The 23,626-nt window shown below is 69.4% G+C and carries 23 protein-coding genes; 14 read left to right on the top strand and 9 right to left on the bottom strand.

What is annotated here, in order from left to right; genetic code table 11:
- Positions 1 to 31: 31 nt before the first annotated feature.
- Entirely contained in the window at positions 32 to 499 is a 468-nt protein-coding gene (locus tag ACFVW6_RS32235) for a VOC family protein (RefSeq protein ID WP_378832713.1), read from the bottom strand.
- 56 nt (positions 500 to 555) lie between these two features.
- On the opposite strand from ACFVW6_RS32235, the gene ACFVW6_RS32230 reads away from it, so the two are divergent.
- The 4 genes from ACFVW6_RS32230 (at position 556) to ACFVW6_RS32215 (ending at position 3,041) form a co-directional block, all read left to right on the top strand.
- Positions 556 to 1,392, top strand: a complete 837-nt coding sequence (locus ACFVW6_RS32230; RefSeq protein WP_378832716.1) for a DUF6597 domain-containing transcriptional factor — start codon at positions 556 to 558, stop codon at positions 1,390 to 1,392.
- A gap of 127 nt (positions 1,393 to 1,519) precedes the next feature.
- Positions 1,520 to 1,951, top strand: coding sequence for a hypothetical protein (locus ACFVW6_RS32225; RefSeq protein ID WP_378832718.1), 432 nt, complete (start codon positions 1,520 to 1,522; stop codon positions 1,949 to 1,951).
- 270 nt (positions 1,952 to 2,221) lie between these two features.
- Positions 2,222 to 2,674, top strand: a complete 453-nt coding sequence (locus ACFVW6_RS32220) for a universal stress protein (RefSeq protein ID WP_355281567.1) — start codon at positions 2,222 to 2,224, stop codon at positions 2,672 to 2,674.
- Positions 2,675 to 2,795: 121 nt separating this feature from the next.
- The gene (locus ACFVW6_RS32215) at positions 2,796 to 3,041 is read left to right on the top strand and encodes a hypothetical protein (protein WP_378832720.1); all 246 of its coding nucleotides are present in this window, start codon (positions 2,796 to 2,798) and stop codon (positions 3,039 to 3,041) included.
- 55 nt (positions 3,042 to 3,096) lie between these two features.
- Here ACFVW6_RS32215 and ACFVW6_RS32210 read toward each other — a convergent pair whose 3' ends face one another.
- Genes ACFVW6_RS32210 through ACFVW6_RS32200 form a run of 3 tightly spaced genes read right to left on the bottom strand, consistent with a single transcriptional unit; the run spans position 3,097 to position 7,063 of the window.
- Complete coding sequence (locus ACFVW6_RS32210) at positions 3,097 to 5,358, bottom strand: 3'-5' exonuclease (RefSeq protein ID WP_355281579.1); 2,262 nt, start codon at positions 5,356 to 5,358, stop codon at positions 3,097 to 3,099.
- A 42-nt stretch (positions 5,359 to 5,400) separates the two neighbouring features.
- Positions 5,401 to 5,712, bottom strand: a complete 312-nt coding sequence (locus ACFVW6_RS32205) for an antibiotic biosynthesis monooxygenase (protein WP_355281581.1) — start codon at positions 5,710 to 5,712, stop codon at positions 5,401 to 5,403.
- Positions 5,713 to 5,725: 13 nt separating this feature from the next.
- Positions 5,726 to 7,063, bottom strand: coding sequence for a diguanylate cyclase domain-containing protein (locus ACFVW6_RS32200; protein ID WP_378832725.1), 1,338 nt, complete (start codon positions 7,061 to 7,063; stop codon positions 5,726 to 5,728).
- Between the two features lie 132 nt (positions 7,064 to 7,195).
- Here ACFVW6_RS32200 and ACFVW6_RS32195 point away from each other — a divergent pair, with 132 nt between their 5' ends.
- Positions 7,196 to 8,341, top strand: coding sequence for a beta-ketoacyl synthase N-terminal-like domain-containing protein (locus tag ACFVW6_RS32195; RefSeq protein ID WP_378832728.1), 1,146 nt, complete (start codon positions 7,196 to 7,198; stop codon positions 8,339 to 8,341).
- 4 nt (positions 8,342 to 8,345) lie between these two features.
- Here the strand turns inward: ACFVW6_RS32195 and ACFVW6_RS32190 are convergent, their stop codons facing one another.
- Positions 8,346 to 10,172: a GAF domain-containing protein gene (locus ACFVW6_RS32190; protein WP_378832730.1), complete on the bottom strand. Its 1,827-nt coding sequence runs from the start codon at positions 10,170 to 10,172 to the stop codon at positions 8,346 to 8,348.
- A gap of 141 nt (positions 10,173 to 10,313) precedes the next feature.
- Between ACFVW6_RS32190 and ACFVW6_RS32185 the strand changes: the two genes are divergently transcribed.
- Positions 10,314 to 11,093 carry a sigma 54 modulation/S30EA ribosomal C-terminal domain-containing protein gene (locus ACFVW6_RS32185; protein WP_357350415.1) on the top strand — a complete coding sequence of 260 codons (780 nt, stop codon included), beginning with the start codon at positions 10,314 to 10,316 and terminating at the stop codon, positions 11,091 to 11,093.
- Between the two features lie 23 nt (positions 11,094 to 11,116).
- Here ACFVW6_RS32185 and ACFVW6_RS32180 read toward each other — a convergent pair whose 3' ends face one another.
- On the bottom strand, positions 11,117 to 11,749 hold the full coding sequence (locus ACFVW6_RS32180; RefSeq protein ID WP_110040453.1) for a response regulator transcription factor: 633 nt from the start codon (positions 11,747 to 11,749) through the stop codon (positions 11,117 to 11,119).
- 309 nt (positions 11,750 to 12,058) lie between these two features.
- Between ACFVW6_RS32180 and uvrA the strand changes: the two genes are divergently transcribed.
- The gene (gene uvrA, locus ACFVW6_RS32175) at positions 12,059 to 15,034 is read left to right on the top strand and encodes an excinuclease ABC subunit UvrA (RefSeq protein ID WP_378832734.1); all 2,976 of its coding nucleotides are present in this window, start codon (positions 12,059 to 12,061) and stop codon (positions 15,032 to 15,034) included.
- Positions 15,035 to 15,547: 513 nt separating this feature from the next.
- Here uvrA and ACFVW6_RS32170 read toward each other — a convergent pair.
- Positions 15,548 to 15,889: a DUF1844 domain-containing protein gene (locus ACFVW6_RS32170; RefSeq protein ID WP_355281600.1), complete on the bottom strand. Its 342-nt coding sequence runs from the start codon at positions 15,887 to 15,889 to the stop codon at positions 15,548 to 15,550.
- 358 nt (positions 15,890 to 16,247) lie between these two features.
- Here ACFVW6_RS32170 and infC point away from each other — a divergent pair, with 358 nt between their 5' ends.
- The 4 genes from infC (at position 16,248) to ACFVW6_RS32150 (ending at position 18,473) form a co-directional block, all read left to right on the top strand.
- The gene (infC, locus tag ACFVW6_RS32165) at positions 16,248 to 16,925 is read left to right on the top strand and encodes a translation initiation factor IF-3 (RefSeq protein ID WP_355281839.1); all 678 of its coding nucleotides are present in this window, start codon (positions 16,248 to 16,250) and stop codon (positions 16,923 to 16,925) included.
- A 31-nt stretch (positions 16,926 to 16,956) separates the two neighbouring features.
- The gene (rpmI, locus tag ACFVW6_RS32160) at positions 16,957 to 17,154 is read left to right on the top strand and encodes a 50S ribosomal protein L35 (RefSeq protein WP_218716546.1); all 198 of its coding nucleotides are present in this window, start codon (positions 16,957 to 16,959) and stop codon (positions 17,152 to 17,154) included.
- Between the two features lie 99 nt (positions 17,155 to 17,253).
- Entirely contained in the window at positions 17,254 to 17,640 is a 387-nt protein-coding gene (gene rplT, locus ACFVW6_RS32155; RefSeq protein WP_019046423.1) for a 50S ribosomal protein L20, read from the top strand.
- A gap of 35 nt (positions 17,641 to 17,675) precedes the next feature.
- Positions 17,676 to 18,473, top strand: coding sequence for a TrmH family RNA methyltransferase (locus tag ACFVW6_RS32150; RefSeq protein WP_378832738.1), 798 nt, complete (start codon positions 17,676 to 17,678; stop codon positions 18,471 to 18,473).
- A 7-nt stretch (positions 18,474 to 18,480) separates the two neighbouring features.
- Here ACFVW6_RS32150 and ACFVW6_RS32145 read toward each other — a convergent pair whose 3' ends face one another.
- A complete protein-coding gene (locus ACFVW6_RS32145; protein WP_378832741.1) occupies positions 18,481 to 19,059 on the bottom strand; it encodes a TetR/AcrR family transcriptional regulator in 579 nt (192 codons plus the stop codon).
- Between the two features lie 107 nt (positions 19,060 to 19,166).
- Here ACFVW6_RS32145 and ACFVW6_RS32140 point away from each other — a divergent pair, with 107 nt between their 5' ends.
- Positions 19,167 to 20,600, top strand: a complete 1,434-nt coding sequence (locus ACFVW6_RS32140) for an MFS transporter (protein WP_378832743.1) — start codon at positions 19,167 to 19,169, stop codon at positions 20,598 to 20,600.
- Between the two features lie 58 nt (positions 20,601 to 20,658).
- Here the strand turns inward: ACFVW6_RS32140 and ACFVW6_RS32135 are convergent, their stop codons facing one another.
- Positions 20,659 to 20,988, bottom strand: a complete 330-nt coding sequence (locus tag ACFVW6_RS32135; protein ID WP_378832746.1) for a hypothetical protein — start codon at positions 20,986 to 20,988, stop codon at positions 20,659 to 20,661.
- 335 nt (positions 20,989 to 21,323) lie between these two features.
- Here ACFVW6_RS32135 and ACFVW6_RS32130 point away from each other — a divergent pair, with 335 nt between their 5' ends.
- Together ACFVW6_RS32130 and pheS are read left to right on the top strand one after the other, a co-directional pair.
- Positions 21,324 to 21,998, top strand: coding sequence for a Uma2 family endonuclease (locus ACFVW6_RS32130; RefSeq protein WP_378832748.1), 675 nt, complete (start codon positions 21,324 to 21,326; stop codon positions 21,996 to 21,998).
- Between the two features lie 566 nt (positions 21,999 to 22,564).
- The gene (gene pheS / locus ACFVW6_RS32125) at positions 22,565 to 23,626 is read left to right on the top strand and encodes a phenylalanine--tRNA ligase subunit alpha (protein WP_355281614.1); all 1,062 of its coding nucleotides are present in this window, start codon (positions 22,565 to 22,567) and stop codon (positions 23,624 to 23,626) included.

The following is a 23,626-nucleotide window of genomic DNA, read 5'->3' as shown; positions in this document are numbered from 1 at the left end:
GCCGCCCGGTCAGGTCCCGCGGCGCGGGCCGCTACGCGGATTCCGCCATCCAGGCGGCGATCCGGCGGTCGGCTTCCTCACGCGACATCTCCTCGACCCGGGTGAGCACCGCCCAGCGGTGGCCGAACGGGTCGATGACCACACCGAAGCGCTCGCCGTTGACGAAGGTCTGCGGCTCCTCGGCGGTGCGGGCACCGTGGGCGACCGCGCGGGCGACCACGGCGTCGACGTCCGTGCAGTAGTGCACGATCGAGGTGTGTACCCAGTCCTGCGGTGCGCGCACGTTGTTGTCGGGGATGGGCATGCCGAGTTGCAGGGTCGAATCGCCGATCAGCAGCTCGGCGTGGGCGGCCTGGCCGTCGGGCAGGTCGGCCCGGCTGAGCAGCTTCGCGCCGAACACCTCGGTGTAGAAGTCGATGGCCGCGTTGGCGTCCGGCACGGCCAGGAAACAGGTGATGGAGTGGTAGCCCTCCGGAATGGGCGCAACGGGTTTGGTCATGTCCTCGATCCTGGTCGAGCGGCGTCGGCCGATCTTGTAAGAAAGCGACAGATCCGATGACGGCACCCGATCCGGCCGAGACGAAGGGCATTCTGCATCCGGGGGAGCAGGCCCGGCATCGCTCGCTGGACCGGCTGGCGGTCGGCCCCGCGCTGGCCGAGTTCGCCGATCGGTACTGGGTCGTGCGCTGGGATCTGCGCGGAAAACCGGCCTATCGCGCCGAGGTGCTGTCGTTCCCGTGTGTGAATGTCACCTTCGAGCGCAGCAGCCTGCGCACCGGCGGTTTCGTCAACGGGGTGAGTACCACGAAATACGTGCGCGAGCTCGACGGCGAGGGCGAGACGTTCGGTCTCCGGTTCCGGCCCGGCGGGTTCGGCGCCTTCACCGGCGGAGATGTCGGTGCGCTGCGCGATGATTCGGCTCCGCTGGCCGAGGTGCTGCCCGCCGCCGCGGGCCTGGCCGACCGGGTGCTGGCCGAGCCGTCCGACGCGGCGCGGGTGTCGATCGTCGAGGACTTCTTCGCCGGGCGGGGTCGCGCGGACGATCCGCACTACGCGCTGGTGTCGCGCATCGTCACCGCGATGGCGGCCGATCTCGGGCTCACCCGGGTCGACCAGGTGACCGAGCGCTTCGCGGTGCCGATCCGGACGTTGCAGCGGTTGTTCCGCCGCTATGTCGGGGCCGGGCCGAAATGGGTGCTGTGCCGATTCCGGTTGCAGGATGCCGCCGATCTGCTGGCGCGCGGCGGCAAGCCGGATCTGGCGATGCTGGCCGCCGACCTCGGCTATTTCGATCAGGCACATTTCAGTAGGGAATTCACCGCCGAGATCGGGATGTCGCCGTGGGAATACGCGCGTAAAGCGCAGGCGAGCGCGGCGAGCGCACCGCGCTGACAGGGTGTCGAGACCCCAGAATTCGGGTATGTGAAATATCGTTGTTTCGGCTGGGAACGGTGCTGTCCGTCGATAGTCTCACCGCATTCGCGGCGATCGCTGCCGCGGGAGAGTGAGGACATCAACGGTGACAACAACTTTGCGCCGGACCACCCGGCTCGGTCTGGCCGGCTCCGGAATCGCCACGGCCCTGGCCACGGCCGCGCTGATCGCGCCGTTCGCGCACGCCGACTCGACCCAGCACGTCGCGGTCGAGGGGTCCGATCACACAGCCGGCTGCTCGTACACGGTCACCGCGGTCGGTGTCGTCGGGTACAGCAGCAGTGACTCCGGCGCCGACGTGACCTTCTACGACAACGGCGCGGTGATCGGCACCGTCGCGGTGCCCGCCATCGGCGCCACCACCACGACCTGGCGACCCGCCGCCGCCGGAACGCACGAAGTGACGGCGAAAGTCGCCGGGATCAGCACCCGGTGGATCGTCCCCGTCACGGTGACGGTCGGGCCGTCCACCGGTACCGGAAGCGCCGCCTGCGGGCTGCCCAGCTTTTCCGGCTGATGTGAGCAAAGTCCCAGCCGCGCAGGCGCGTTGATTGTGTTGTGATAGGCCACAGTTTTCCCGAGTCGCGGTCTGATCGCCGCAGGTGAATCTTCGCCACTGTCGCGAAGGCCACCGGCACGGCGCCCACCGGCGCCAACACTCCCGATGTGATCTGTTGCGATTTGTCGATAAATCGGCCTGTTTTGGCGTTAGGGTCGACCCAATTGCCGCGCTGACGCTCGATTCCCGGGTTGATCGGTGCTCGGCACCGACCAAGTTGGAGGAGAGATGACCGCCTACCGGACCATTGTCGTCGGTACTGATGGCTCGGATTCGTCGTACGTCGCCGTGGAGAAGGCCGCAGCGCTCGCCGGCGACGCGGACGCGACTCTCGTGCTGGCCTGTGCCTACTTCCCGACCGACGATCGCGACGTCGCCGCCGCGGCCGACGTGCTCAAGGACGAGGCCTACCAGGTGCGTGGCTCGGCGCCGACCAACGAGATCCTGCACGTAGCCCGGGAGAAGGCGGTGGCCGCCGGCGCGAAGAACATCGTCGAGCGCGCCATCGTCGGCGAGCCGGTCGATTCGCTGCTCGACCTGGTCAACGAGACCAAGGCCGATCTGCTGGTCGTCGGTAACCGGGGCCTGAACACCCTGGCCGGCCGCCTGCTCGGCTCGGTGCCCTCGGACGTGGCGCGCAAGTCGCGCTCGGACGTGCTGATCGTGCACACCGTTCGCTAGTCCTGCTCGATCCCGACCTCGGGGGCGCTGCTTCGGCAGCGCCCCCGAGTGTTTTCCGGCGTCAGCGCCCGAGACCATCATCGACGCCGCCGTCGCCGCGGGACTGGGCATCGAGCGCGCGGTGGCCGCGTACCGCGCCATCTGGCACTACACCGCGGGCGATCTGATCGTCACCGGCCGCTCGGCTCGCCGTGCCGCGCAGGGCCCCACCTATCGCGCCGAGGTCTTCGCGGACCTGGACCCCGACGCGATGCCGCGGCTGGCCGAAGTCGGTTCCCGCTGGACCGAATTCGACGCCGTGAGCACGTACGCGACCGGTCTGGACGCGCTGGTCACCGGCTTGCTGGCCGACCCTGGCCGGGCCTGAGGACGCGCAGGGGCGTCCACCTCGATGACGCCCGGCAGCCCGAAGGGCGATCCGCCTAGCCGAGCGCGGACAGCACCTCGGGCAGGTCCTCGGTGTGCACGACGGCCAGGCGCTGGGTCGCACGGGTCAGGGCGACGTAGAGATCGTTGAGGCCGCGCGGTGATTCGTCCAGGATCGCCTGGGGCTCCACCAGGTACACGCGGTCGAACTCGAGGCCCTTGGCGTCGTGCACGGTCAGGACCTGCACCGATTCCCCGGCCAGCGGGGACAGTTCGGGGACGAGCGCGGCGGGCGCGAGGATCGCGCTGGTGCCCGGACCGTGCTCGGCCTCGAGCAGACGCGCCAGTTCGCCTGCCACCTCGGCGGGCCGAACCCGGTGCGCGCGGGGCGGATTGCCGGTCTCGCGGACCGAACGCGGCACCTGGACCCCGGGATCGATGGCGGCCAGCACATCGGCGGCGACGGCCATGATCTCGGCGGGGGTGCGGTAGTTGACGGTCAGCTCGGTGAGCTTCCAGCGTTGCGCCACATAGGGTTCCAGCACCCGCTGCCACGACGACGCACCCGCCGGGTCGCCGGTCTGGGCGACATCGCCGACCACCGTGATCCACCGGTTCGGGATGCGCCGCATCACCATGCGCCAGGCCATCTGCGACAGCTCCTGCGCCTCGTCGACGATCACGTGCCCGTAGGTCCAGGTGCGGTCGCCCGCGGCGCGTTCGGCGGTGGTCTGCCGGTTGCCGAATTCCTGGCGCTGGGCCAGCTGGGAGGCGTCGATGAGGTCGTAGGCCATGAGGATCTCGGGATCGAGTTCGTCCTCGATGTCCTGGGGCGCGGAGCCGGTGAGGATGTCGAGGGCGTCCTGCGCCTCGGCCAGCTGGGCGCGCCAGCGGCGACGGGCGCGTTCGCGCTCCTCGGTGTCGTCCACGCCGAGCAGCTCGGCCAGCTCGTCGAGCAGCGGCGCGTCGGCGGCGCCGAACATGCCGTCGTCGGTGCGGACCAGCTCGGCCCGGTCCTCGGCGCTGAGGGTCTTGGCGGCGCGATCGAGCCGGGCCGGGTCGGCCAGCAGGTCGGCCAGCACCTCCTGCGGGGACAGGATCGGCCACAGCGCGCTGATCGCGGCCTGGACCTGCGGGTCGGACCGCATCTCGTCGCCGATCTCGGTGAGGTCGGCCGAGCTGAGCAGGCTGGTCCCGCCGGACAGGTCGGCGCCCATGGTCGCGGCCAGCTGGTCGGTGAGCGCGTCGATCACCGAGGACGCGAAGATCGGCCTGGCCAGGTTGTGCGGGCGGCGCGAGGACCTGGCCCGGCCACGGGCCTTGGTCGCGATCTTGCGATCCAGCGTCACCGGGTAGCCGTCGAAGGTGAGCCGCACCGGCTCGCCCGGCACCTCCTGACGGTCGCGCACCGCCTGCTTGAGCACCTCGAGCATGTCGAGGGAGCCCTTGATCTCGCCGGCGCGCAGCGTGTCCTCGCGCACGGCCTTCACCCCCGGATACAGATCGCCGATGGTGGACAGCAGCACGCCGGTCTCACCGAGCGAGGGCAGCACCTGCCCGATGTAGTCGAGGAAGGTGGCGTTCGGACCGATGATCAGCACGCCGCTCTTGGCCAGCTGCTGGCGGTAGGTGTAGAGAAGGTAGGCGGCGCGGTGTAGCGCGACCGCGGTCTTGCCGGTGCCCGGCCCGCCCTGGACCACCAGCACGCTCTTGTGCTCGGAGCGGATGATCGCGTCCTGCTCGCTCTGGATGGTCTCGACGATGTCGTTCATGTGCCCGGTGCGCGCGGCGTTGAGCGCCGACAGCAGCGCGCTCTCACCGCCGACACCGTCGTCGGTGCCGACCGCGCCGTCGCGCTCGGCGGCGCGCAGGTCCAGGTACTCGTCGGTGATGGCGGTGACCGCGCGGTTGCGCGAGCGGATGTGCCTGCGCCGGACCACGTCCTCGGGGTTGGCGGTGGTCGCCAGGTAGAACGGGCGGGCCAGCGGCGCGCGCCAGTCCAGCAGCAGCGGCTCGTAGTCGTTGTCCTCGTCGAGGATGCCGAGCCTGCCGATGTAGCGGGCCTCGGGCTCGTCGCCGTCCAGATCGATCCGGCCGAAGCACAGACCGTGCTCGGCGGCGTCGTATTTGGCCAGGTCCTCGCTGTAGAGCTGGGTGAACGACTCGCGCTCACTGCGCGCCTGGGGGGTGCCGCCGGTCTCCAGCAGCACGGTCTTCAGCCGGTTCTGCGCGTAGTCGCGCATGCCGTCGAGCCGGTCGTAGAGCACCGAGAGGTACTGCTGTTCCGCGGCGCGATCATCGGCGAGGCGGTCGGGCAAAACAGGACTCCTTTGTCACCGGCGAGAACAGAGTTGTCGAGTCTACTCGGCGAACAGATCGTCACCGACGATCGGCGTGAAGTGCTCGACCACGGGAAACGGGTCGTAGAAGTGGTGCAACAGTGCCCGCCAGCGCTGGTATTCCGGCGATCCGCGGAAACCCTCGGTGTGGTCGGTCAGCCGCTCCCAGCGCACCAGCAGCAGGTAGCTGTCGGGCCGTTCGACGCACCGCGACAGCGACAGCCCGCCGAATCCGGGCATCGACTCGATGATCGGGGCGGCCTCCGTGAACGCGGCCTCGAACTCCGCGGCGAGACCGGGGCGAACGGGCAGCACCGCTTGTTCGATGATCACGCCGACCAGTCTGTCAGGACGCGTGGGTGTTGTTCGATCGACGATTCTGACCGAGACCGAGCTCACGATGACCCGACGGCTTGTCGCGGTACATCGCCAGGTCGGCGTCGTGCAGGACCGCCTCGGGGGTGCGGTGTTCGTGCGGCCCCAGCTCGGTGATGCCGATCGAGGCGCTCACCTCCAGCCGGTGCCCGCGGGCGATGATCGGCTCGCCCATCGTGGTCCGCAGCCGCTCGATCAGACCGGGCAGATCGGCACGGTCCGGATGCCCGGACAGCAGGACCAGGAACTCGTCGCCGCCGAGCCTGCCGACCAGGTCCTCGGCGCGCAGCGCGCGCTGCAAGCGCTGGGCGACGATCTGCAGCACCGTGTCCCCGATCGCGTGGCCGAGGGTGTCGTTGATCGCCTTGAAACCGTCGAGGTCGATGAACAGCACGGTGGTGACCAGGCTGCCGTCCTCGTCGGCCAGGGCGGCCGCGAGCTGGGACAGGATCAGCGAGCGGTTGGCCAGCCCGGTCAGCGCGTCGTGGGTGGCCTGGTACTCGAGCTGTCGCCTACTGGCCCGGAACTCGGTGATGTCGGCGAAGGAGGACACGCCGGAGGAGTGCGGGGTGTCGGGGTTGAGCAGCCGGCAGTTGCACGACAGCCACACCTGCTGCCCGTCGGTGCGCTCCACGCCGAAGATGAACTGGGTGACGGCCTCGCCGGTCGCCAGGGTGTGCGCCATCGGATGCCGGGCCGTGGACATCGGCTGCCCGTTGCGGTCGATCAGCGCGAGCGGCAGTTCGTCGATGACGTGCCCGATCACCGGCGTGGCGTCGTCGATGCCGAGGATCCGCCTGCCCGCCGGATTGATCGACTCGACGCGACCGCGCGGATCGACGACGAGCACGCCCTCCTCCAGCTGCGAGACCACCGTGGTGAAATGCGCCTCCGCCCGGCGCGCCGAGGCCTCCGCGGCCCGCTGCGCGGTCAGGTCGTGCACGACCACCTGGTAGGCGAGTGCGTCTTGCCACGCTGTGAGAACCGACACGGTCTGCACCGGCACCGTGCGGCCGTCGAAGCGCACCAGATCCATCTCGGTCGGTGGGGAGGCGGCACCCTCGGCGGTCAGCTGGTCGATCCGGTCCAGCATGGCCGGAATCGACTCGGGGTGGACGAACCGGGTGATGGGCTGTCCGAGCAGGTCATCGGGGGTTTCCGCGCCGAGCAGCCGGACCATGGCCGGGTTGGCGAACACGACGGTGCCCGCCTCGTGCACGCAGATCGCGTCGGGCGTGTGTTCGACGAGCGAGCGGTACCGCTGGGCGAGCTGTTCGGCGCTCGCCGCGTCCGTATTGGTTTCTCCCACTGCGATACCCCCGATCTCGACCTGGTCTGGCGACGGCGAACAGGACTATTGTGGTGACCCTCGATCAGATCCGCGAGGAGCGATGTGAAACCGGACATGCGTCCTGGCGGCATGGTCCACCGTCCCGATTCTATGTCGATCGCGGGGATCGGTGTTGTCTCCGCCTTCGGCTGGGGCCGTGAAGCGCTGTGGCAGGGGGTCCTGGGCGGCAAGCCGTCGGCCCGGCTCTACCCCGGGTACGGCCCCGAACGGGACCAGCACGCCTGGGTCGGCCGGATCCCCGACGGCGGTGATCTCGCCCACGGTGCGGGCCTGTTCGGGCGCGCCGTGCACGCCGCGGCTGCCGAGGCCGTCGCCGACGCGCGGGCGCGCGGCTGGCGCGCGGCCGGGCGGACCGTCGGTCTCGTGCACGGGTTCACCCTGGGTGACGTCGCCGACTGGCGTGAGTTCTACCTGACCGACCACGGGCACCGGCGATCCCGCGACTATCTGCGGATGCTGCCGTCGACCCCCATCTCGGTGATCATGCAGGAATTCGGCTTCCACGGGCCCGCGATGAATGTCTCGGCGGCCTGCAGCACCGGGTCCGCGGCCCTGCTCACCGCGAAGATGTGGCGCGAGGCCGGCCTGGTCGACGACGTGCTGTGCGTCGCCACCGACGTCTCGGCGACGCCGGAGATGCTCGAACACTTCGTCCGGCTCGGTGCCGCGGTCGGTGCCGCCGACCCGTTCACCGCGTGCAGGCCGTTGCAGGAGGGCTCGCTCGGTTTCACGATGGCCGAGGCCTCGGTGGCGATGCTGCTCACCGACGCCGTCGACACCCCCTACGCCCGAGTCCTCGGCGGCGCGATGACCAACGACGCGTTCCATGTCGTCTCCGTCGACCCCGACCACACCCAGCTGATCGGCTGCGCCGAGCGCGCGCTGGCGGTGTCCGGGATCGCGGCGGCCGACGTGGACTACGTCAACGTCCACGGCACCGGCACCGGCCAGTGCGACGCCGCCGAACGCGACGTGCTGACCACCGTGTTCGCCGACCGTCCCGCGATCACCGCGCTCAAGCCGCTCACCGGGCACTGCCAGGGCGCGGCCGCGGCCGTCGAGGTCGCCACCATCGCCCTGTCCTACGACCGCGGCATCGCCGCCTCGGCGCCGATCGTGGCGCCCGCGCACCCGCGGCTGCTGGACGGCCCGGCTCCGATGACCAGCGGTCCGACGGTGAAACTGTCGATGGGAATGGGCGGCAACAACGCCGCCGTCGTCCTCGGGCCCGCCTGAGCGGTCAGTCGCCCTCGCCCGCGTCCGGGCCGCCGGCCAGCGCGTAGCCGCCGGTGGTCGGCGAATCCTGCGGCAGCGGGACCGCCCAGCGCAGCTGGGTGCCCGGCATCTCGGGGTGGTTGCCGTCGTCGTCGGGGCGCTGCGCGGGCCCGATGTCGAAGTGCCCGCTCGCCTCCTGCGCGCGCTGCTCCAGATTGCGCAGCCCGCTGCGGATGACATGGTTGGGGATGCCCCAGCCGTTGTCGGTGACGGTGATCGTCAGGTCGTTCGCCACGTCGATGACGATCGCGACGGTATCGGCGCCGGAGTGGCGCACCGCGTTGCTCACCGCCTCGCGCACCACCGCCTCGGCGTGATCGGCCAGCTGCGGGTCCAGCACCGACAGCGGACCCGACACCTGGATGGTGGCCCGCAACGCGATGTCGGCGGTCTGGCGCCGGATCGCCACCTCGAGCCGCTGCTGGAGTCCGGCGCTGTGGTCGGGGCCGCTGGCGTGCAGGTCGAAGATGGAGGTCCTGATCTCCTGCACGACCTCCTGCAGGTCCATGATCACCGTCGAGAGTCGTTGCCGCACTTCGGGAACCACGGCCTTGGGCAGGGTGGCCTGCACGGTGAGGCCGATGGCGAACAGCCGCTGGATCACATGGTCGTGCAGGTCGCGGGCGATGCGGTCGCGGTCGGCGACGATGTCGAGTTCACGCATCCGCCGTTGCGCGTCGGCCAGCCGGACCGCCAGCGCGGCCTGATCGCAGAAGGCCGCCGTCAGTTCCAGCATCTCGTCCGAATACGGGGCGAAACCGGGCGGCCGAATCGTCACCAGTACGCCGAGGGTGGCGTCGGGCGTGCACAGCGGTAGGACGAGCGCCGGTCCGGCGCCGGGCAATTCGGCACCGGGGAACTCGACGCCGAGCGGCACCGTCGAGACGTCGTCGAAGCGCAGCGGAGTGCGCCTGCTGAACGCGTCCCCCAGGGCGGTGCCCGCGATCGGGACGGTCTGCCAGTCCTGGCCCGCGTCGGGACCGGTCCACTGGGTGATCACCAGTTCCGAGATCTCGCCGGGCAATTCGTCCGGCACCGGTACCGAGGCCAGGAACGCCTGATGCGATCCGGTGAGCCCGCGGGCGTGGTCGACGACATGGGCGAGCACCCGGTCCGATTCCGTGCCGGCGAGGAACTCGGTGGCGATGTCGCGGGTCGCCTCGATCCAGGCCTGGCGGGTCCGCGCCTGCTCGTAGAGGCGCGCGTTGTCGACCGCGATCCCCGCCGCGGCCGCCAGCGCCAGCACCAGGACCTCGTCCTCCTCGGTGAACGGCTGGCCGTCGGACTTCTCGGTCAGGTAGAGACTGCCGAAGACCTCGTCCCGAATGCGCACCGGCACACCGAGAAACGTGTGCATCGGCGGGTGTCCCGCCGGAAAGCCGATCGAGGAGGAATGCTCGGTGAGATCGTCCAGGCGCAGCGGCGCCTTCTGCGCGAACACCGCGCCGAGCACGCCGTGGCCCGCGGGCAACCGCCCGATCCGGTTGCGGATCTGGTCCGGCATGCCCTCGTCGATGAACTGCGAGACCTGCTGATCGTGGCCGCGGACCGCGAGCGCGCCGTAGCGGGCGTCGACCAGGTTCATCGCGGTGCGCACGATGGTGCGCAGGGTCTCGTCGAGATCCAGGCCCGCGGTGACGGTCAGCATGGCCTCGACCAGGCCGTCCATCCGGTCGCGCGAACCGATCATCACTTCGACGCGATCGGCCACCTCGCCGAGCAGCGCGCGCAGGCGCTGCTGGGAGACCGTCCGGCCCACCGAATAGCGGCCACCCCGACCGTCATTCGTCATCGCCGTATCCGTTCGCCGCGCCACCCCAACCGTCGAACGCAAAGTCTAGTCCGCAAGGTGGGGACTTTCGGCCCTTCACCGACAAGGGCCCCCATGGTGGCATAGGGCACCGGGAATAGGGATCGAGAAGTGGGGCAAGAGATGAATTCGTTGTCGACTACCCAGCACTGGACGACCGCCGCGGACCCGGAGCTCGCGGTGACCACCTGCGGCGAGGTACCACCCCAGGACGTCACCCGCGCGGTCCGCGCCATCACCCGCGTCATGCGCAGGCATCACCTCGACAGTCCGGCCCGCGTGCGCGTCACCGCGCCGCAGGGCTCCGACGAGCCGACCCTGGTGCAGGCCAACATCCGGACCAACGACACGCTCACCCGCGTGCAGGTCACCGGTCCCGGCGGCTTCGCCGTCACCTTCGCCGCCGAGCGGCTCGATCGTCAGCTGGCCCGGCGCGCAGGCAAGGAGGCGCGGGGCGCGTGGCCGGATCCGGCGCGGCGCCCGCTGGCCCAGATCACCGAGACCCGCCCGATCATCCGGCGCAAGGACTGCGCGCTGATGACCGGCACGCCGCTGGAAGCCAGCACCGTGCTGGACGCGATGGACTACGACGCCTACCTGTTCACCGATGCCCAGACGGGCGAGGACGCGATCGTCACCTGGGCCGATCCGCACGGTGTCAGCCTGGCCAGGCAGCGCCACACGGCCGCGGCGGGGGAGTCGGCCGAGCTGCCGCTGACCGCCAGCGCCATGCCGGTCCGCGTCGTCCAGGACGCCGCGCCGGTCTACGCCGAGGACGAGGCCTCCGACGTGCTGTGCACCGCGGGCCTGCCGTACCTGTTCTTCACCGACAGCCACACCGGCCGCGGCAACCTGCTCTACCGCCGCTACGACGGCGACCTGACGATCGTCGTCCCTTCTTGACGCGCCCGGCTCGCGCCTGATCGCTACGGCTCGCGCAGCTTGGTCGCCAGCACGGCGGCCTGGGTGCGGCGTTCGACGCCGAGCTTGGCCAGCAGGCGCGAGACGTAGTTCTTCACCGTCTTCTCGGCCAGGAACATCCGCGCGGCGATCTGCCGGTTGGTGAGTCCCTCGCCGAGCAGCTCGAGTAATCGGCGCTCCTGCTCGGTGAGCCCGGCCAGCGCGCCGGAGGGCTCGGTGCTGCGGCGCAGCCGGGCGCGCAGGGCGTCGGCCGCGCGGGTGTCGAGCAGCGAGTGGCCGGCGCCGACCTGCTTGATCGCGTCGGCCAGCTTCATCCCGTCGATGTTCTTCACCACATAGCCGCTGGCACCGGCCAGGATCGCGTCGAGCATGGCGTGCTCGTCGGAGAACGAGGTGAGGATCAGGCAGCGCAGGTCCTCGAACTCGGCGAGCAGGTTGCGGCACAGCTCGATGCCGTTGCCGTCGGGCAGCCGGACATCGAGGACCGCCACATCGGGTCTGGCCTCGCGGATACGCACCATCGCCTCGGCCACGCCACCGGCCTGGCCGATCACCCTGAGTTCTGGATCACCTTCGAGCAGATCGATCAGGCCGCGCCGCACGATCTCGTGGTCGTCGACCAGGAACACCTCGAGCACGCCGGCTCCTTCATCATGTCGATCGCCCCCACCCCTGCCGTCAAACATAATCCGTGTGCCGAAATCGTGGGCGCAGACCGGGAACTCGGCCACCCCGCCCCGACCCCGAGGCGGGGCGGGCCGCCCGTCGGCCAGGTGCCGTCGCGCAGGCGACGACGGCGCAGGCCACGGTGCCCGACCAACGGGACAGGAGGGGTCGCGACCTCGCGCGCGTCAGCGCTCGAACGTTTCTGTCGGTGGGGCGGCCTAGCATGGCGAGCGGGGGTTCATGTCCGGTCGGCGGATGACGATGGAGAAGGGATTCACCAGGTGGCGGAACGCCTCACTGTGCGCGGAGCTCGGGAACACAACCTGAAAGGTGTCGACCTCGATCTGCCTCGTGACAGCCTGATCGTGTTCACCGGTCTGTCCGGTTCCGGGAAGTCGAGCCTGGCGTTCGACACGATCTTCGCCGAGGGGCAGCGCCGCTACGTCGAGTCGCTGTCGGCCTACGCGCGCCAGTTCCTCGGGCAGATGGACAAGCCCGATGTCGACTTCATCGAGGGCCTCTCGCCCGCGGTGTCGATCGACCAGAAGTCGACCAACCGCAACCCGCGGTCCACGGTCGGCACCATCACCGAGGTCTACGACTACCTGCGCCTGCTCTACGCCCGCGCGGGCACGCCGCACTGCCCGGTGTGCGGCGAGCTGATCGCCAAGCAGACGCCGCAGCAGATCGTCGACCAGGTGCTGGCGATGGAGGAGGGGCTCAAGTTCCAGGTCCTCGCGCCGGTGGTGCGGACCCGTAAGGGCGAGTTCGTCGACCTGTTCGACCAGCTCAAGACCCAGGGCTACTCGCGCGTGCGGGTCGACGGCGTGGTGTATCCGCTCACCGATCCGCCGAAGCTGAAGAAGCAGGAGAAGCACGACGTCGAGGTCGTCATCGACCGGCTCGCGGTGAAGTCCGCGTCCAAGCAGCGGCTCACCGACTCGATCGAGACGGCGCTGCGGCTGGCCGACGGCATCGTGGTGCTCGACTTCGTCGACCGCGACGAACACGCCCACGACCGGGAACGCCGCTTCTCCGAGCGCCTGGCCTGCCCGAACGGCCACGCGCTCGACATCGAGGACCTCGAGCCGCGCTCGTTCTCGTTCAACTCGCCCTACGGTGCCTGCCCCGACTGCACCGGTCTCGGCATCCGCAAGGAGGTCGACCCGGAACTGGTGGTGCCCGATCCGGAGCTGAGCCTGGCCGCCGGTGCCATCGCGCCGTGGTCGCGCGGGCAGACCGCCGAGTACTTCAACCGGCTGCTGTCGGGCCTGGCCGAGTCGATCGGCTTCTCGATGGACACCCCGTGGCAGGACCTGCCCGCCAAGGCCCGCAAGGCGGTGCTCGAGGGCAGCTCCGACCAGGTGCACGTCTCCTACGTCAACCGGTACGGCCGCAAGCGCTCCTACTACGCCGATTTCGAAGGCGTGATGCCGTTCCTGCACCGGCGCATGGACAACACCGAGTCCGAGCAGATGAAGGAGCATTACGACGGCTACATGCGCGATGTGCCGTGCCCGGTGTGCCACGGCGCCCGCCTGCGCCCGGAGATCCTGGCCGTCACGCTGGCCGCCGACGGCGCCGACAAGTCGATCGCCGACGTCAGCGACCTGTCGATCGGCGAGTGCGCGCACTTCCTGAACTCGCTGACGCTGGGGGAGCGCGAGGCCGCGATCGCCGGTCAGGTGCTCAAGGAGATCCAGGCGCGCCTCGGCTTCCTGCTCGACGTCGGCCTGGAGTACCTCACGCTCTCGCGCGCGGCCGCGACCCTGTCCGGCGGTGAGGCGCAGCGTATCCGGCTGGCCACCCAGATCGGGTCCGGTCTGGTCGGCGTGCTCTATGTGCTCGACGAGCCGTCGATCGGCCTGCACCAGCGCGACAACCGCAGGCTCATCGAGACGCTGCTGCGCCTGAAGAACCTGGGCAACACCCTGATCGTGGTCGAGCACGACGAGGACACCATCCGCGCCTCGGACTGGGTCGTCGACATCGGCCCGCTGGCCGGCGAGCACGGTGGCCGGGTGGTGCACAGCGGCCCCTACACCGAACTGCTCGCCGAACCCGAATCACTCACCGGCGCTTACCTTTCCGGCCGGGAGCAGATCGAGGTGCCGATGGTGCGCCGTCCGATCGACAAGAAGCGCAGGCTGACCGTGGTCGGCGCCACCGAACACAATCTGACCGGCATCGACGTCGCGTTCCCGCTCGGCGTGCTGACCGCGGTCACCGGCGTCTCCGGTTCGGGCAAGTCCACCCTGGTCAACGACATCCTGGCGACAGTGCTGGCGAACAAGCTCAACGGCGCGCGCCAGGTGCCCGGCAGGCACACCAGGATCAACGGCTTGGACCACCTGGACAAGCTGGTGCAGGTCGACCAGTCGCCGATCGGGCGCACGCCGCGCTCGAACCCGGCCACCTACACCGGCGTCTTCGACAAGATCCGCACCCTGTTCGCCTCGACCACCGAGGCCAAGGTCCGCGGGTACCAGCCGGGCCGGTTCTCCTTCAACGTCAAGGGCGGCCGCTGCGAGGCGTGCTCGGGTGACGGCACGCTCAAGATCGAGATGAACTTCCTGCCCGACGTCTACGTCCCGTGCGAGGTGTGCCACGGCGCCCGCTACAACCGCGAGACGCTCGAGGTGCACTACAAGGGCAAGACCATCGCCGAGGTCCTGGACATGCCGATCGACGAGGCCGCGGTGTTCTTCGAGCCGGTCACCTCGATCCACCGGTACCTCAAGACGCTGGTCGAGGTCGGGCTCGGGTACGTGCGGCTCGGCCAGAGCGCGCCGACCCTGTCCGGCGGCGAGGCCCAGCGCGTGAAGCTGGCCGCCGAGCTGCAGAAGCGCTCGACCGGGCGCACCGTCTACATCCTCGACGAGCCGACCACCGGCCTGCACTTCGAGGACATCCGCAAGTTGCTGAAGGTGATCAACGGGCTGGTCGACAAGGGCAACACGGTGATCGTCATCGAGCACAATCTCGATGTCATCAAGACCTCGGACTGGGTCGTCGACATGGGGCCCGAGGGCGGCTCCGGTGGCGGCACCGTGGTCGCGACGGGCACGCCGGAGGACGTGGCCCAGGTGTCGGGCAGCTACACCGGACAGTTCCTCAAGGAGGTGCTGGCGGCACCGGCGCCGGCGAAGAAGACAGCGAAGAAGACGGCCGCGAAGGCGGCTCCCGCCGCGAAGAAAGCGCCTGCTGAGACGGCTGCGGCCAAGCGGCTGGCGCGAAAGGCGGCCGCGCTGCGCTGAGTCCGGATAACCTCGCGCGCGGGGACTTTCCGAAAACGCGACAAAGTGAAACACCTGTGGGTAGCATTCGCCTCACCGTTGCCGGAATACCGGACAGTAACGGTCAGTCGAACCGGCATCCAGTGGTGTCTCGTGCCCGTGGGCGGCGCGATCGCGGGTGTCGTGCAGTACGAAAGGAACGTCCCCATGGATGAAGCCACCACGGCGCTCATCGGCCAGATTCTGTCTTTCCTCAGTGGCGGGTCCTCGCTGGCCTACACGCCCACCAAGCCGACTGCCTGAGTCGGGCGGAATCGAAAGGAACCACTGAGCATGGAAACCGGAAGCGCCGGCCTCGCCAGCATCTTCACCGCTCTCGCCAACGCGATCGCCTCGGGTTCGGCCATCGCCGTGACCCCGGGCACGCCGCCCACCACGACCCCCACGGTCTGAGAGCGGCCCCGTAAGCCTCTGTAGAAAAAGATCCGCCGGCGCTGCTGCGCCGGCGGATCTTTTCGTCTGTGTGCGCCCGGCTCAGTACACCGGCCCGGTGTACTTCTCGCCCGGCCCCGCGCCCGGGGCGTCCGGCACCGAGGAGGCCTCGCGGAACGCGCGCTGCAGCGCCTGCAAGCCGTCGCGGATCGGGCCCGCGTGCGGGCCGAGGTACTCCACCGACGCCGTGACCAGCCCGGCCAGCGCGGTGATCACCCGGCGGGCCTCGTCGAGGTCGACGTGCTCCCCGGAGTGTGGGTCGTCGGCGGCCAGCCCCAGCTTCTCCGCGGCCGAACTCATCAGCATCACGGCGGCGCGGCTGATAACTTCGACGGCGGGGATGTCGGCCAGGTCGCGCACGGGGGGATCGAGCTCGTCAGTCATGCCGACAAGGCTATAGCGGCCCCGATGGGGGCTGTCGGTGCCAGGCCGATTCGGCGATAGCCGAATGCGATGCTAGACTTTCCGCTGACGACCGCCCCTGGTTGTGTCATGCAGCTCTGGGGCAGATAAGTGGAGCCCGACTCCCACCGTTGCCGGCGAGCAATCGTACTGGACAAACGGTCCCGGTCACCCGCCCGATGTGGCGGGTTTCCTGTGTGCTTGCCACGCAGGGGTCGACAGCGAGCTCGTGAGGGCATCGGCTGTGGGCGATCGGTCGACATCGGGCCCCGTCGCGGAGAAATACCGCAGCGGGGCTCTCGTGTTGAAACAGGGGTTGCAGTTATTGCATGCGGTCGTTATGACGACACCGCTTGACCTAGGAGGCCCCATCAGCACTGAGACCCGCATCAACGATCGCATCCGTGTTCCCGAGGTTCGTCTGATCGGACCCGGCGGCGAACAGGTTGGGATCGTGCGTGTTGAAGATGCACTACGCGTCGCGCTCGAAGCCGATCTCGACCTGGTCGAGGTGGCACCCGATGCCCGTCCGCCGGTCTGCAAGATCATGGACTACGGCAAGTTCAAGTACGAGACGGCGCAGAAGGCGCGCGAGTCCCGGAAGAACCAGGTCCAGACCGTGATCAAGGAGCAGAAGCTCCGCCCGAAGATCGACGACCACGACTACGAGACCAAGAAGCGCAACGTCGTTCGCTTCCTCGAGGCCGGGTCCAAGGTCAAGGTCACGATCATGTTCCGTGGTCGTGAGCAGTCGCGACCCGAGCTCGGTTTCCGGTTGCTTCAGCGTCTGGCCTCCGACGTCGCCGAACTCGGTTTCGTCGAGACCTCGGCCAAGCAGGACGGCCGCAACATGACCATGGTCCTCGCTCCCCACAAGGGCGCGAAGACGCGGGTGAAGGCACAGCAGGAATCGGCCCCGGCGCGTCCGTTGCCGACCGGTCCCGCCAGTGCCGAGCCGGCTGCGCTGGTCGAGACCCCGGCGCCCGCCGAGCAGGCCGCGCCGGCCGACCCGCAGTAACACCGATTTCAACGACTAGATAGAGGAATCCATGCCGAAGAACAAGACCCACAGCGGCGCCAAGAAGCGATTCAAGGTGACCGGCAGTGGCAAGCTGCTTCGCGAGCAGGCGAACCGTCGCCACCTCCTGGAGCACAAGGCCACCCGCCGGACTCGTCGTCTGGAAGGCACGGAGTCCGTCGCTGCCGTCGACGCCCCCCGCGTGAAGCGGCTGCTCGGTCTCGCCTGAGACCGTCGCAACCTGACGATTCCGCGGCCGGGACAACCGGACGCCGACAACTACCGAACTCGGGCGCCGTCGCGCCCCCAGATGATCAAGGACTGAAAAGTGGCACGCGTCAAAAGGGCCGTCAACGCTCAGAAGAAGCGCCGTTCCATCCTCGAGGCCTCCAAGGGCTACCGGGGCCAGCGCTCGCGCCTGTACCGCAAGGCCAAGGAACAGCAGCTCCACTCGCTGACCTACGCCTACCGCGACCGCAAGGCGCGCAAGGGTGACTTCCGCAAGCTGTGGATCGCTCGTATCAACGCCGCCGCGCGTCTGAACGACATCACCTACAACCGCTTCATCCAGGGCCTCAAGGCCGCTGGTGTCGAGGTGGACCGCAAGATCCTGGCCGAGCTCGCCGTCTCCGACGCCGAGGCCTTCGCCGGCCTCGTCGCTGTCGCCAAGGCCGCGCTGCCCGCCGACGTCAACGCCCCGGCCACCGCTGCCTGAGCTTGACGACACACAGCGATCTGTCGGAACGACCCGTGGACGCGCTCTCCGAGCGCAATCCGCGGGTCGTTTCCGCTGTCAAGCTCCAGCGCGCCGCGCAGCGCCGCAAGACCGGCCAGTTCCTGGCCGAGGGCGCCAATGCCGTGACCGCCGCGCTGGAGACCGGCCGCGTCCGTGAGCTGTTCTATTCGGTCGCGGCCGCCGGGCGCGAGACCGCGCTGATCGCCGGTGCCGCTGCCGACGGCGTGCGCACCACGCTGGTCAGTGATCGCGCCGCCGAGCATCTCGGCGAGACCGTCACCGCGCCTGGTCTGGTCGCCGTGTGCGACCTCGTCGACGTGCCGCTGACCGACATCCTCGACCGAGGGCCGCGGATGCTGGCCGTGCCGGTCGAGATCGCCGAACCCGGCAACGCGGGCACCCTGATCCGGGTCGCCGACGCGGTCGGTGCCGATGGCGTGGTCTTGGCGGGGGATACCGTCGACCCGCACAACGGCAAAGGTGTCCGCGCCAGCGCGGGCAGCCTGTTCCACGTGCCGATCGCGCGCAGTCGCGACATCGGCGCCACCCTGGACGCGATCTCCGCGGCGGGCGTGACCATCCTGGCCACCGCCGCCACCGGCGAGGTCGATCTGGACTCCGCCGACGAGATCCTCGCCGGCCCGGTCGCCTGGCTCTTCGGCAACGAGGCCCACGGGCTCGACCCCGCCGTCGCGGCGCGGGCCGATCACCGCATTCGCATCCCCATCCACGGCCGGGCCGAGAGCCTGAATCTCGCTGCCGCCGCGGCGATCTGCCTCTACGCGAGCGCGCGCGTCCAGCACTCGCGCTAGGACCGCCTCAGCACGGGTCGACGCTCTCGCGCATGTCGTCGAGGATCTCGGTGGCCCAGGGGAGCGGGATCGCCGCCGCGCCTGCCACCTGCATGGCGGTCATGATCGTGAGCAGCATGCCGCTGGCGACGAAGCGGCGTGATTCGGTGGTGCCGGCGCCGGTGAGTTCGCCGATCAGCCGGTAGATCCGGCCGAAGCGTTCGCGCATGTGCTCGCCGATGGTGGGATCGGCGCTCGCGGCGGCGCCGTGCAGCAGATTGAGCGGGAGTTCGCGTTCCGCCAGGAAGACCTCGTAGGCCTTGCCGAGTGCCTGCAGCGCCGTGGCGGTGTCGGCGCCCGGCTCGATCTCGGCACTGCGGAAGACCTGCTCGATGCGGGCGCAGACCTCGTGCAGGACGGCGATGAACAGCTGCTGCTTGGTGCCGAACAGCCGGATCACATAGGGTTGGGATACCCCGGCCAATCGGGCGATCTCGTCGGTTTTCGTTGCGGCATAACCGGATTCGGCGAATGCCTGGACGGCGGCGGCGAGCACCTGGGCGCTGCGCTGCGACGCGGTCATCCGCGTTCTGGTCGTGCCGTCCATCCGGTTGTCCACCTCCTGGTCAGTCCCCTTTCACTTGACATGTTATCAGTCGATGCATAACCATGGGGCGTAGTTATCAGTGAATAACAACCAAGGGGCTCGGAGAGATGACGCAAACACTCGATCCAGGCGGCACGTCCACCGCCGAGACGCCGCCCGACGCGGGCGCGAAGGCCAAGCCGCTCGGTGCGGTCATCGCCGCGGTCGCCGTGCCGATGTTCATGGTGACGCTGGACAACCTCGTCGTGACGAACGCCCTACCGGTGATCAAAACCGAACTGGGAGCGTCACTTTCGGACCTGCAGTGGTTCGTCAACGCCTACACGCTGTCCTTCGCCTCACTGCTGCTGACGGCGTCGGCGCTGGGTGACCGGATCGGGCGGCGCCGGGTCTTCCTGGCCGGTATCGCGCTGTTCGTCGTCGCCTCGGCGGCCTGTGCCATGGCCACCGAACCGTGGATGCTCATCGCGGCGCGCGCCGTGCAGGGCGCGGGCGGCGCGGCCGTGATGCCGTTGTCGCTGACCCTGCTCGCGGCGGCGGTCCCGGAGCGGATGCGCAGCGCCGCGATCGGCATCTGGGGCGGGATCGCAGGCCTGGGCATCGCGGTCGGTCCGGTGGTCGGCGGCGCGGTCGTCGACGGGCTGAACTGGCAGTGGATCTTCTGGCTGAACGTTCCGGTCGGCCTGCTGGCGATGCCCTTCGCGGCGCGCATGCTCGGCGAGTCCTTCGGCGCCGCGCGCAAGCTCGATCTGGTCGGCCTGGTGCTCTCGGCGGGCGGCGTGCTGGCCCTGGTGTGGGGCGTCATCCACGGTGCCGACGACGGCTGGACCGCTCCGGCCGTGCTCGGCGCGCTGATCGGTGGCGGTCTGCTGCTCGCCGGCTTCGTGGTCTGGGAGAACCGGACCACCGATCCGATGCTCCCACTGCACATGTTCGCCTCCCGTGGCCTGAGCCTGAGCTTCCTCGTCTCCTTCGCGTTCTCCGCCGGGGTGTTCGGCGCGATCTTCCTGCTGGCCCAGTACTTCCAGGTGGTGCAGGGGTACTCGCCGCTCGAATCGGGCATCCGCACGATGCCGTGGACGATGGTTCCGATGGTCGTCGCGCCGCTGGCCGGTCTGGTGATCGACCGGGTCGGACCCCGGCTCCTCATCGCCGCCGGGCAGGTCTGCCTCGCGCTCTCGCTGGCGTGGATGGCGCTGATCATCACCGTCGACCTGCCCTACATCAATTTCGTCGCGCCCTTCGTGCTCGGCGGGATCGGCATGGGCCTGACCTTCGCCCCGTCGTCCACGATCGTGATGGACAGCGCCGCCCCCGACGACCAGGGCATGGCCTCCGGTATCAACAGCACCGTCCGCGAGGTCGGCGTCGCCATGGGCATCGCCATCCTGGCCTCGGTCTTCGCCTCCTACGGCGCCTACACCGACCCGCAGTCCTACGTCGACGGCCTCGTCCCCGCGGTCTGGGTCGGCGCGGGCCTGGTCGCCGTCGCGGCCGTCATCGCGGTCTTCCTGCCCCGGCACGCGACCAGGGCGGCCTGATCCCGCGGCGCTGGTCCGCGTGCCGTCCGGTGCGCGGACCAGCGCCGTGTCCGCCTGGTCACCGCCGATCGGCGGTGGTCGACCCGTCCGGCACGGCGAGGACCTGCCGCGGATCGTCGTAGACGATGACACCCGGCGTATCGGTGTCGAGCCGGGCCCACGCGATCCCGTGCTCGTCGAGGATGTCGAGATAGCCACCGACCCGGTCGATCGCGTCCGCGGCCGTCGAGGTGAACCACGCGCTCGCCCGCGGGTGCAGCCGCCGACCGTCGGCGTGCCGGTGCGGCGCATAGGGATTCACCAGGTGCGTGGTCAACCACTCGTTGCCGACGCGCCGGAACCGCTCCTGCGCGACCGTCAACCGCCCCGCCGCCGACAAGCCGTCCACCAACGCGAAGACACCGGGAAACCGTCCCCACCGATCCGGATGAGCCGTCTGGAACCGCACATACAACCGGGGCACACAGGGCTCGGCCCGCCGGGCCGGCGGAGCCGGTCGGCTCGGTCCTGGTCGTCCGGGCGTACGAGGACCAGGCTCAGCCGAATTGTCCTGGTGTTCGCACGGCCTCGCGGCCAGGAGAACGGGGCGTCGGCGGCCGATGAGGGCGACGCCGCTGCCTGCCGCGGTCAGCCGACCACGGCGGCCCCGGGGTGATGTCGAATCCTCGGTCTGTTCCTGCATCGCGATGTCCTGTCTCGGGTCGAACACGCTGGGCTGACGAAATGGTTGTGCCTGGCGCCGAGGTGGATGCGGTGACGCGTCCACCTGGGGTACTGCGCGCTATCGTTGAGCACGGCAGTCCGCACGAATGGAGCGACCGCATGACCCTTCCCGCGATGCATCCACGTCCCGGCAATCTCCGTGGCGTCGCCGAGCAGATCGAACGCGCGACGGGTCTGCGGGTCGAGATTCTGGGAGGGGCGCTCGTGATGTCACCCACCCCGCGTGGAAAGCACGCGGGCACGATCCGCCGGCTGCGGCACCAAATCGAGTCGGCCATGCCCACGGGGCTCGCCGCCTACGAGGTGACATCGATCGCCATGCCCGGTGATGTCGACGACTACTGCACGCCGGACCTCGTCGTGCTCCCCGACGCCTGGGATACCGACGATGAGTGGCTCGCCGACCCCGCCGATGTGGAGCTGGCCGTCGAGGTGATATCGAAATCGGAGAAGGCACACCAGATCACCGGCAAGAACGGCTGGTATGGCGCAGCAGGTGTGCGCGCTCTGCTCGTCATCGACCCTCGGTTCGGTCGCTGGGCGCTGTATCGGGGGCCGAGTGCCGGCGCCTACCCGGACCCGGTCGAAGGTGATTTCGGTGCCCCGATCGCGCTGTCGGCGCCGTTCTCGATGTCGCTCGACACCGCCTGTCTGCCGCTCTACGACAAGCACTGACGTCGTCGGCGACGACCGCACGGTCGCGATGAACTCCCATCGCCGGCGTCAATCGACGTCCTCCGGTTTGGGAGCGCCATGGTCGGGCTCGGTTTCCCGCGGCCCGATCGGTCGCTGGGGGCAGGGGCCCGCCGAGCGCGGGAAGGGACGGTGGCGAGGGGTGCGGATGCCCAATCCGCACAGGGCCAGTCCGCTGCCCGGGGCCGTCCGGCGGGTGCGGGGGCCCGGGGGCGGGGTCGAATCGCAAGTCTGTTCCGGCATCGAGTCGTCCTGTTCTCGAGTCGAACACGCTGATGTGTATGAACGGTTGGACGGGACTCGAAGCGATTCGGTTCCCACGATTTCGCGGCGAGTCGCCGATCTTGGTCGGGGCCAGGGGAAGGCCATCTGACCTGGACTTGTCGGTCCATATCGGGACCTTCCGGTGGGCGCTAGCACGGTCTCGATCGCGCCGCCGGTAATCCGGATGAATCGCGCGAAGCCGATCCCATAGGATTTATGCAGCACCGATACGGGTAGGCAATGACGCACCCGTGAACCGATCCCCAGGGGAGAGTCGAACGATCGTGGCCGACGACAACAGTGGAGTCGAGCAGAACGCCTTGCTGACCGAGGAGGCACTCGCGGCAGCGGCAGCGGAGGCCGAGAAGGCGTTCGCCGCTGCGGCTGATCTGGATGCGCTGGCGGTCGCCAAGACCGAGTACATCGGCGGTAAGTCGCCGATCGCGCTCGCTCAGCGCGGCTTGGGCACGCTGCCCAAGGACGAGAAGGCCGACGCGGGCAAGCGGGTCAACGTCGCCCGCAAGCGCGTGTCCGACGCGTTCGAGGCGCGCCGCGCCGCGCTGCTGGAAGAGCGCGATCAGGCCGTGCTGGTGGCCGAGAAGATCGACGTCACCCTGCCGGCGCGCCGTCAGCCGGTCGGTGCCCGCCACCCCATCACCGTCATCTCCGAGCAGATCGCCGACGTGTTCGTCGGCATGGGCTGGGAGGTCGCCGAGGGTCCCGAGGTCGAGACCGAGCACTTCAACTTCGACGCGCTCAACTTCCTGCCCGACCATCCGGCGCGCACCATGCAGGACACCTTCCACATCGCCCCGGAGGGTTCGCGCCAGGTGCTGCGCACGCACACCTCCCCGGTGCAGGTGCGCTCGATGCTGGAACGCGAGCTGCCGATCTACGTCGTGTGCCCCGGCCGCACCTTCCGCACCGACGAGCTCGACGCCACCCACACCCCGGTGTTCTCCCAGGTGGAGGGTCTGGCCATCGACAAGGGCCTGACGATGGCCCACCTGCGCGGCACCCTGGACGCGTTCGCGCGCGCACTGTTCGGCCCCGACACCCGAACCCGTATGCGCCCCAACTACTTCCCGTTCACCGAACCCTCGGCCGAGGTCGACGTGTGGTTCCCGGACAAGAAGGGCGGCGCGGGCTGGGTCGAGTGGGGCGGCTGCGGCATGGTCAACCCGAAGGTCCTGATCGCCAGCGGCATCGATCCCGAGGTGTACTCCGGGTTCGCGTTCGGCATGGGCATGGAGCGCACGCTGCAGTTCCGCAACGGCATCCCCGACATGCGCGACATCGTCGAGGGTGACGTGCGGTTCACCCTGCCCTTCGGTATCCGGTCCTGA

It is taken from the genome of Nocardia sp. NPDC058244, assembly GCF_042882065.1.
Lineage (GTDB): Bacteria > Actinomycetota > Actinomycetes > Mycobacteriales > Mycobacteriaceae > Nocardia.
Note: the sequence above shows the minus strand (reverse complement) of the source record. Positions and strands in the feature narration are given on the sequence as shown.

Bases quoted from the DNA above. Each gene is read 5' to 3' on its own strand.
- ACFVW6_RS32235 (WP_378832713.1), bottom strand. From the start codon at position 499: ATGACCAAACCCGTTGCGCCCATTCCGGAGGGCTACCACTCCATCACC.
- ACFVW6_RS32230 (WP_378832716.1), top strand. From the start codon at position 556: ATGACGGCACCCGATCCGGCCGAGACGAAGGGCATTCTGCATCCGGGG.
- ACFVW6_RS32220 (WP_355281567.1), top strand. From the start codon at position 2,222: ATGACCGCCTACCGGACCATTGTCGTCGGTACTGATGGCTCGGATTCG.
- ACFVW6_RS32195 (WP_378832728.1), top strand. From the start codon at position 7,196: ATGTCGATCGCGGGGATCGGTGTTGTCTCCGCCTTCGGCTGGGGCCGT.
- ACFVW6_RS32190 (WP_378832730.1), bottom strand. From the start codon at position 10,172: ATGACGAATGACGGTCGGGGTGGCCGCTATTCGGTGGGCCGGACGGTC.
- ACFVW6_RS32185 (WP_357350415.1), top strand. From the start codon at position 10,314: ATGAATTCGTTGTCGACTACCCAGCACTGGACGACCGCCGCGGACCCG.
- ACFVW6_RS32170 (WP_355281600.1), bottom strand. From the start codon at position 15,889: ATGACTGACGAGCTCGATCCCCCCGTGCGCGACCTGGCCGACATCCCC.
- infC (WP_355281839.1), top strand. From the start codon at position 16,248: ATGACGACACCGCTTGACCTAGGAGGCCCCATCAGCACTGAGACCCGC.
- rpmI (WP_218716546.1), top strand. From the start codon at position 16,957: ATGCCGAAGAACAAGACCCACAGCGGCGCCAAGAAGCGATTCAAGGTG.
- ACFVW6_RS32145 (WP_378832741.1), bottom strand. From the start codon at position 19,059: ATGGACGGCACGACCAGAACGCGGATGACCGCGTCGCAGCGCAGCGCC.
- ACFVW6_RS32140 (WP_378832743.1), top strand. From the start codon at position 19,167: ATGACGCAAACACTCGATCCAGGCGGCACGTCCACCGCCGAGACGCCG.
- ACFVW6_RS32130 (WP_378832748.1), top strand. From the start codon at position 21,324: ATGGTTGTGCCTGGCGCCGAGGTGGATGCGGTGACGCGTCCACCTGGG.